Origin of the sequence: Kitasatospora sp. NPDC090308 (assembly GCF_044769485.1) — a bacterium.
GTDB classification, from domain to species: Bacteria; Actinomycetota; Actinomycetes; order Streptomycetales; family Streptomycetaceae; genus Kitasatospora; species Kitasatospora fiedleri.
This window is the reverse complement of the sequence record NZ_JBIVXY010000001.1, coordinates 401,562-408,450: the sequence shown is the minus strand read 5'-3', so window position 1 is coordinate 408,450 and position 6,889 is coordinate 401,562. Positions and strand designations below refer to the sequence as shown.

6 protein-coding genes are annotated in these 6,889 nt (G+C 76.3%); 3 read left to right on the top strand and 3 right to left on the bottom strand.

What is annotated here, in order from left to right; all coding sequences use genetic code 11:
• Positions 1–327: 327 nt before the first annotated feature.
• A complete protein-coding gene (locus tag ACIQVD_RS01715) occupies positions 328–1,008 on the top strand; it encodes a VanZ family protein (RefSeq protein ID WP_402285285.1) in 681 nt (226 codons plus the stop codon).
• 8 nt (positions 1,009–1,016) lie between these two features.
• On the opposite strand, the gene ACIQVD_RS01710 is transcribed toward ACIQVD_RS01715, so the two are convergent.
• A complete protein-coding gene (locus tag ACIQVD_RS01710; RefSeq protein WP_400688435.1) occupies positions 1,017–2,123 on the bottom strand; it encodes a polyprenyl synthetase family protein in 1,107 nt (368 codons plus the stop codon).
• Between the two features lie 239 nt (positions 2,124–2,362).
• Here ACIQVD_RS01710 and metF point away from each other — a divergent pair, with 239 nt between their 5' ends.
• On the top strand, positions 2,363–3,277 hold the full coding sequence (metF, locus tag ACIQVD_RS01705; protein WP_100835812.1) for a methylenetetrahydrofolate reductase [NAD(P)H]: 915 nt from the start codon (positions 2,363–2,365) through the stop codon (positions 3,275–3,277).
• Between the two features lie 139 nt (positions 3,278–3,416).
• A complete protein-coding gene (locus ACIQVD_RS01700; RefSeq protein ID WP_402285282.1) occupies positions 3,417–4,208 on the top strand; it encodes a hypothetical protein in 792 nt (263 codons plus the stop codon).
• A gap of 7 nt (positions 4,209–4,215) precedes the next feature.
• On the opposite strand, the gene ACIQVD_RS01695 is transcribed toward ACIQVD_RS01700, so the two are convergent.
• Both ACIQVD_RS01695 and ACIQVD_RS01690 read right to left on the bottom strand, forming a co-directional pair.
• Positions 4,216–5,604 carry a phytoene desaturase family protein gene (locus ACIQVD_RS01695; protein WP_402285280.1) on the bottom strand — a complete coding sequence of 463 codons (1,389 nt, stop codon included), beginning with the start codon at positions 5,602–5,604 and terminating at the stop codon, positions 4,216–4,218.
• A 184-nt stretch (positions 5,605–5,788) separates the two neighbouring features.
• Positions 5,789–6,385 carry a DUF4126 domain-containing protein gene (locus ACIQVD_RS01690; RefSeq protein ID WP_402285278.1) on the bottom strand — a complete coding sequence of 199 codons (597 nt, stop codon included), beginning with the start codon at positions 6,383–6,385 and terminating at the stop codon, positions 5,789–5,791.
• Between the last annotated feature and the right edge of the window lie 504 nt (positions 6,386–6,889).

Genomic DNA, 6,889 nt, shown 5'->3' with positions numbered 1-6,889 from the left:
GAAAGCACCCCCGCACCCCCACACCCCCGTGCCCTGACAGGGGCGCGGGGAACTGCGTGGGTCGGGAGGCACCTCGGCAAGATCCGGGCGTCACGGGGCCACCCCGCCCCCGCCGGGAGCCGTGCCGGAGGCGTTCGCACTCCGTGCGGGCTGCGCGCGGTATGAGGGCGGCCGGGAAAGCACCCCCGCACCCCCACACCCCCGTGCCCTGACAGGGGCGCGGGGAACTGCGTGGGTCGGGAGGCACCTCGGCAAGATCCGGGCGTCACGGGGTGGTCCCGCTCCCGGTCGGGAACCGCGCCGGAGGCGTTCGTACTCCGTGCGGGCATGGACCCCGTCGCTCCCGCCGTCCGCCGTGCCCGCCGGATCGTGCTGCTCGTTCCGGTGCTGCTCGGCGCAGCCGCTGTCGCCTTCCTCGCCCAGCGGCCGTTGGGCCGTCACCACCACGCCGGGTGGGACGGCTGGGTCGGCACGGTCAACGGGATCGTCTTCCTGGCCGCCGCCGCCCTGCCGGCGGCCGTCCTGCTGGCCTGGGGGTCGGCCCGCCGCCGTCGGGCCGCGGGGGCCGAGCCGGGGTGGGCGCGGCGTTCGGCGGTGGCGGAGGTGGGGATGGTGTACGGCACGGTGCCGTGGGTGTGGATGATCCTGCTGCCGGGGGCCGATCCGGGCGGTCCGCGCCGCCGGGTGAACCTGGTGCCGCTGCACGACCTCGTGGAGGTGGTCGGTGCCGGGCCGCCCGCCACCGCGGTGGCGCAGGTGGTCGGCAACCTGCTGGTGTTCGCCGCGCTGGGCTTCCTCGTCCCGGTCCGGTTCGCCGCGCTGGCTTCGGCGTGGCGGGTGCTGGCCCTGGGTGCGGCCGGTTCGGTGCTGGTGGAGACCGCCCAGTACGTGCTGCGGCTGGACCGGGTCTCCTCGGTCGACGACGTGCTGCTGAACGCGGGCGGCGCCACGCTGGCCGCGCTGGCCTCGCGCCGCTGGTGGCGGGGGCGCCCGAGCCCGACCGGCTGACGGCCCCGTCAGTACGTGCGGACCGTCGCCGCGTCGGCGAGCGCCCGGAGCACCTCGCGGGTCGGCCCGTCGGCGATCGGGGCCGCGTCGAGGGCGGCCAGGGCCTCGGTGAGCAGCGTGTCGATCCGGGCCTCGACGAGCGCGGGGGCGCCGCTGCGGGTGATCAGGTCGCGCAGGGCGGCGATCTCCTCGGCGTCCAGGCCGGGCGCGCCGAGCCGGGCGTCGAGGCGGGCGGCGTCGGCCGGACCCAGGCCGCGCATGGCGTGCGCGACCAGCAGGGTGCGCTTGCCCTCGCGCAGGTCGTCGCCGGCCGGCTTGCCGGTGACGGCGGGGTCGCCGAAGACGCCCAGCAGGTCGTCACGGAGCTGGAACGCCTCGCCGAGCGGCAGCCCGAAGCCGCCGAGGGCGTCCACCAGGTCCGGCCCGGCGCCGGCCAGCAGCGCGCCGACCTGGAGCGGGCGCTCGATGGTGTACTTCGCCGACTTGTAGTGCAGGACGGTGCGGGCCCGCTCCAGCGCCCCGGCGTCGGTGGAGTCGCCCGCGACCGGCTCCAGCACGTCCAGGTACTGGCCGAGCATCACCTCGGTGCGCATCAGGTCGAAGGCGGGCTTGGCGGCCGACACGGCGGCGGCGGGCAGCCCGGAGCGCTGGAACAGCTCGTCGCACCAGATCAGCAGCAGGTCGCCGAGCAGCACCGCGGCGGACGCCCCGTACTGTTCGCGGTCGCCGCGCCAGCCGCCGGCCCGGTGCAGGTTCTCGAAGCGGCGGTGGACGGCGGGCAGGCCGCGCCGGGTGTCGCTGCGGTCCATCAGGTCGTCGTGCACCAGGGCGCTGGCCTGGAGCAGTTCCAGCGCGGCCGCCGCCCGTTCGATGCCGGGCTCGTCGGCGCCGCCGCCGGCCGCGCGCCAGCCCCAGTAGCAGAACGCGGGGCGCAGCCGCTTGCCGCCGTCGAGCAGGAAGTCGCGCAGCGCGTCGGCGACCGGTCCGAGCTGGTCGGAGATGCCGGAGAGCAGGGCCGTCCGCTCGGCCATGAACACGCCGAGCGCGTCGTTCACGCGGTCGCGCACGTCCTCCGCGTCGACGGGGTTGCGGGGGAGACGGATGGAGGAGGGCACCTGGGACTCCGGATCAAGAGGCTGACAGTCAGATTAACGCGCGCGCCCGGGTGCCCCGTCCCACCCGCGCCGCGACCCCGCCGCGACCCCCGCCCTCACCCCGCCGCGACCCGCGCTCCGGGCGGTGCTCCAGGCGGTGCTCCGCGGCGCCGGAGCCGGCTGGCCGGAAATCTCAAGTCCCGTCTCAGTTTCTGGACGTCGTTTGTCCGGGCCGCGCCGCCGACGGCTAACCTGCCTGCATGGCACTCGGGATTCCCTCCACCAGAAGCGACCGCGCGCAAACTGTGCGCGACCTGCTGGCGGCAGGCGACCGCTCCTTCTCCTTCGAGTTCATGCCGCCCCGCAACGAGGAGGGCGAGCGCAGGCTCTGGGACGCGATCCGCCGGGTCGAGTGCCTGGAGCCGAACTTCGTCTGCATGACGTACGGCGCGGGCGGCTCCTCGCGCGGCCGCACCGTCGACCTGGTCGGCCGGATCGCCACCGAGACCACCCTGACCCCGGTCGCCCACCTCACCGCCGTCGACCACTCGGTCGCCGAACTGCGCAACATCATCGGCCAGTACGCCGACCAGAACGTGCGCAACGTGCTCGCGGTCCGCGGCGACCCGCCCGGTGACCCGATGGGCGAGTGGGTGCGCCACCCCGAGGGCGTCAGCTACGCCGCCGAACTGGTCGAACTGATCAGGGACATCGGCGACTTCTGCGTGGGCGTCGCCGCGTTCCCGCAGATGCACCCGCGCTCGGCCGACTGGGACGAGGACATCCGGCACTTCGTCGCCAAGTGCCGGGCCGGCGCGGACTACGCGATCACCCAGATGTTCTTCGAGGTCGAGGACTACCTGCGGCTGCGCGACCGGGTCGCCGCGGCGGGCTGCGAGACGCCGATCATCCCGGAGATCATGCCGGTCACCAACATCCGCCAACTGGTGCGCTTCCCGCAGCTGTCCGGCTCCGACTTCCCGGTCGACTTCCGGCGCAAGCTGGAGGCCGCCGCCGACGACCCGGCCGCGGTCCGCGCGGTCGGCCTCGAACACGCCACCGCGATGGCCGAGCGCCTGCTCGCGGAGGGCGCCCCGGGCCTGCACTTCATCACACTCAACCACTCCACCTCGACGCTGGAGATCTACCAGAACCTGGGCCTGCACACCCGCTGAGCGCCCGGCCGCCGCGAGCCCGGCGCCGGGCCGCCGGGCCGGTGCGCGAACGGTGCGGTCCGGGATGAGGTGGTGTTCGCCCGGAGGCTGTACAGTCGCCCGCAACCGCGCGGTGAGGGTGGCGTCTGGAGGTTGCGGGATGGGCATCGGATACCTGCTCCTCTACGGTGCGCTGGCCCTGGTCGCGCTCTGGCTGACCGCCGAACTCCTGCTCCAGCACCGGGCCCCGCTGCACTGGCGGGCGCTCGCCCTGCTCGGCTTCCTCGGCGTGGTCGCCGGAATGCGCACCTCCTCGCTGCCGGTGATAGCGGCGGGCGCCGCCGCGTTCGCGCTCGGCCAGGTGAGGGTGACCGGCTCGGTCAAGCGCGGCCGCCCGGTCGGCTGGTCGCTGCGCCGCCCCGACGGCGCCCTGCCCGGCCCGCTGGCGAAGGTCCCGCTGCTGGCCGCGGCCACCGGCGCGCCGGCCGCCGCCGCGGCGGTACCGGAACCGGTCGTGCCGGTCGGCGAGGTCGGCCCGGTCGAGGACGAGCCGTTCGAGCCGTTCGAGCCCCTCGACGGGCGGTCCGCCGCCTACGAGGAGTTCCAGCAGCTCGACGCGGGCGTCTACGCCGACGACCCGGGCGCCTACCAGGTCCCGCAGCAGCCCCAGTACGGGCAGGCGCAGCAGGGGTACGGCTACCAGCAGCAGGACCCCGGCCACGGCTACGGCCACCAGGAGCAGTGGGCCGCCCAGCCGCAGTACCAGCCGCAACCGCAGTACCAGCAGCCGCAGCAGCCGCAGTGGCAGCTGATCGGCTACGACCAGTACGGCCAGCCGGTCTACCAGGACCCGTACACCCAGCAGCAGTACCAGCAGCCCCACATCCCGCAGCAGGCGCAGCCCCAGCAGCAGCCGCAGGACCAGAACTGGTACTACCAGCAGCAGTACTGACGCACCGTCAGGCCGGGCCGACCAGCCCGGCGGTGATCGAGGCGGACATCCCGACCCGGGCCAGCCCGCCGCCCGGGTGGGCGTGCGCGCCGATCAGGTACAGGCCCGGCGGGCCCGGCCGGTTGGCCTGCGCGAGGTGCCCGCCCGCCAGCGAGGGCACCGGCACCGAGCCGGTCAGCCGGGTCTCCCGCCAGCGCAGCCGGGGCCGCAGGTCGAGGCCCGCGGCGGCCAGGTGGTCGAGCAACTCCCCGGCGTAGGCGTCCCGTTCGGCCTCGGTGAGGGCGAGGCCGGCGGGCACCGTGACGGTCAGCACGACGGCCTCCGCGTCCGGCCCCGGGACCAGCGCCGGGTCGTCCGGACGCAGCACCTGCACGGTGGGGCGGGACGGCAGCGCCCGCTCGGTGAACACCGCCCGGGCCTCGGCCGCACCGTCCGCGGCGTGCACCACGGTGCGGTGCGCGGTGCCGGCCGGGCGGGCGCCGTCCAGTGCCAGCAGCACCGTGAACCGCCCCGGCGCGGGCGCGGCCGGCTCGGCGACCCCCAGGCCCGGGACGGCGGAGAGCACCGCGTCCGCCGCCAGCACCCCCTCGTCCGTCCGCACGCCCACCACCCGGCCGCCGTCGGACTCCAGGGCCCGCACGGGGGTGCCGAAGCGGAACTCCACCCCGCGCGCGCCGCACCGCGCGAACACCGCGTCGGCCAGCGCCCGCAGCCCGCCGTCCACGTACCAGACGCCGAACGACTGCTCCATGTACGGCAGCACCGTGGCCGAGGCGGGCGCGGACCGCGGGTCCAGGCCGTACCGCAGCGCGTACTCGCCCAGCAGCGCGGCCGGGCCCGGGCCGCCGCCCAGCTCGCGGGCCGCGTCGGCCAGGGTGTGCCGCCCGCGCGGCAGCAGCCGGGCCAGCCCGCGGCGCGGCGGCACCGGGTACGGGTCGACCGGGTCCACCGCCGGACGCGGCTCCTCCAGCAGCGGTCGCCGGGTCGCCTCCCACACCGTCCGCCCCCGGTTCACCAACTCGCCCCAGCGCGCGCCCGCCCCCGCCCCGAACGCGGCGTCCAACGCCTGCCCCACCCCGCCCCGGGAGGCGTTCGGCAGCACCAGCTCCGTCCCGTCCGGGAACAGGTGCCGGCTCTCCGGGTCCACCGGCCGCAACCCGACCAGCTCCTCCAGCGGCTCCCGCCCGGTCTTCAACGCCAGGTCCCGGTACACGGCGGGCAACGCGAGCAGCCCCGGCCCGGTGTCGAACCCGAACCCCTCCCGCCGGTACGCCCCCACCTGCCCCCCGTACGTTCCCGCCGCCTCCAGCACCACCACCCGGTGCCCCGACGCACCCAACCGCGAAGCGGCGGCCAGACCGCCCATCCCTGCACCGACGACGATGATCCGAGCCATGGCAGCAGATCCTATGCGCCCCCGCACCCCCGTCCACCGCCCGCCCACACCCGCCCCGGCCGGGCGGCCGCGGTCCGGGCTCGCCCGGAGCCTCGCGGCCGGAGGGCGGTTTTCGGCCCTGTTCGACTGCCCGCCGCAGGCGTTCCCCGGCCGTGCCGGCGCCGTGCCGGGCAGGCCCTGCCGGTCAGGCGGCGGCCATCCGGGCCCGGCGGCGTTCGCGGCGGCGGAGCCAGAAGCGGCGGATGCGGGAGACGGCGAACCAGACGATCAGGAGGCCGAGGGCGAGCAGGACCGCGGCGGTGGAGGCGGCGAGCCAGGGGTGGAAGACGGCGAGGGTGACCAGGCCGGCGACGGAGAGGTCCTCGGTGAGGCTGAGCAGGATGTTCGAGGCGGGTTCGGGGGAGGTGTTGACGGCCATCCGCAGGCCCGCCTTGACGCCGTGGCTGAGCAGCGCGGTGGTGCCGCCGAGGGCGCCGGCGGCGACCTCGCCGAGCGAGCCCGGGTCGTGCGCGGCGAGCAGGGCGCCCACCGTCGCGCCCGCGACCGGGCGGACGAAGGTGTGGGCCACGTCCCAGATGCTGTCCACGTAGGGGATCTTGTCCAGGACCGCCTCGCAGAGGAACAGCACGCCCGCGGCGATCAGCACGTCGGTGCGCTCCAGGGCGGGCGGTACCGAGTCGGCCCCGCCGAAGCGGCCGAACAGGCCCAGCAGCAGCACCACGGCGTAGGCGTTGATCCCGCTCGCCCAGCCGCTGGTGAAGATCAGCGGAACGGCCTCCACGGCGGCCCCCCTTCCCGTGCCCGCCCGGACCTCGGACGGGACCCGGCCACCGTACCCGGCCGCTCCGACCGGGCGGCAGGGTTCGCCGACGGCGGGGGCTGAGTATCCGTACTCAGATCGCCGGTTGAGTACCTACGCGGATACCCGCCGGCCCCGGCCGGCGGCAGAGTGGTGCGCACCGGGAAGGCCGCCGCCGGGCGGCGCCGCCCGGGAGCGCCCGGGGCAGGCCGCCGACCAGGGGGAACGGCGGTCCGCACCACAGGCCCGGGGCGCGACCAACGGCCGGAGCGAGGGGGCCGGGCACCGCCGACACGGGGCGGCGGAGCCCGGTCCCCTCCCCCTCCGGGCCCCTCGCGGGGGGAGTTCCGGGCGGGCCGGCCGGACGGGGACGGCGGGACGGGGGCGGGGCCCCGCGGAACCGGGGGGTTCCGCGTTGTCACACCCCCCGTTCACGATGGATGCATGCGCGGACCGACCGGTTCGGGCAAAGGTCCGGAGTGAACG

Bases quoted from the DNA above. Each gene is read 5' to 3' on its own strand.
- ACIQVD_RS01715 (WP_402285285.1), top strand. From the start codon at position 328: ATGGACCCCGTCGCTCCCGCCGTCCGCCGTGCCCGCCGGATCGTGCTG.
- metF (WP_100835812.1), top strand. From the start codon at position 2,363: ATGGCACTCGGGATTCCCTCCACCAGAAGCGACCGCGCGCAAACTGTG.
- ACIQVD_RS01700 (WP_402285282.1), top strand. From the start codon at position 3,417: ATGGGCATCGGATACCTGCTCCTCTACGGTGCGCTGGCCCTGGTCGCG.
- ACIQVD_RS01695 (WP_402285280.1), bottom strand. From the start codon at position 5,604: ATGGCTCGGATCATCGTCGTCGGTGCAGGGATGGGCGGTCTGGCCGCC.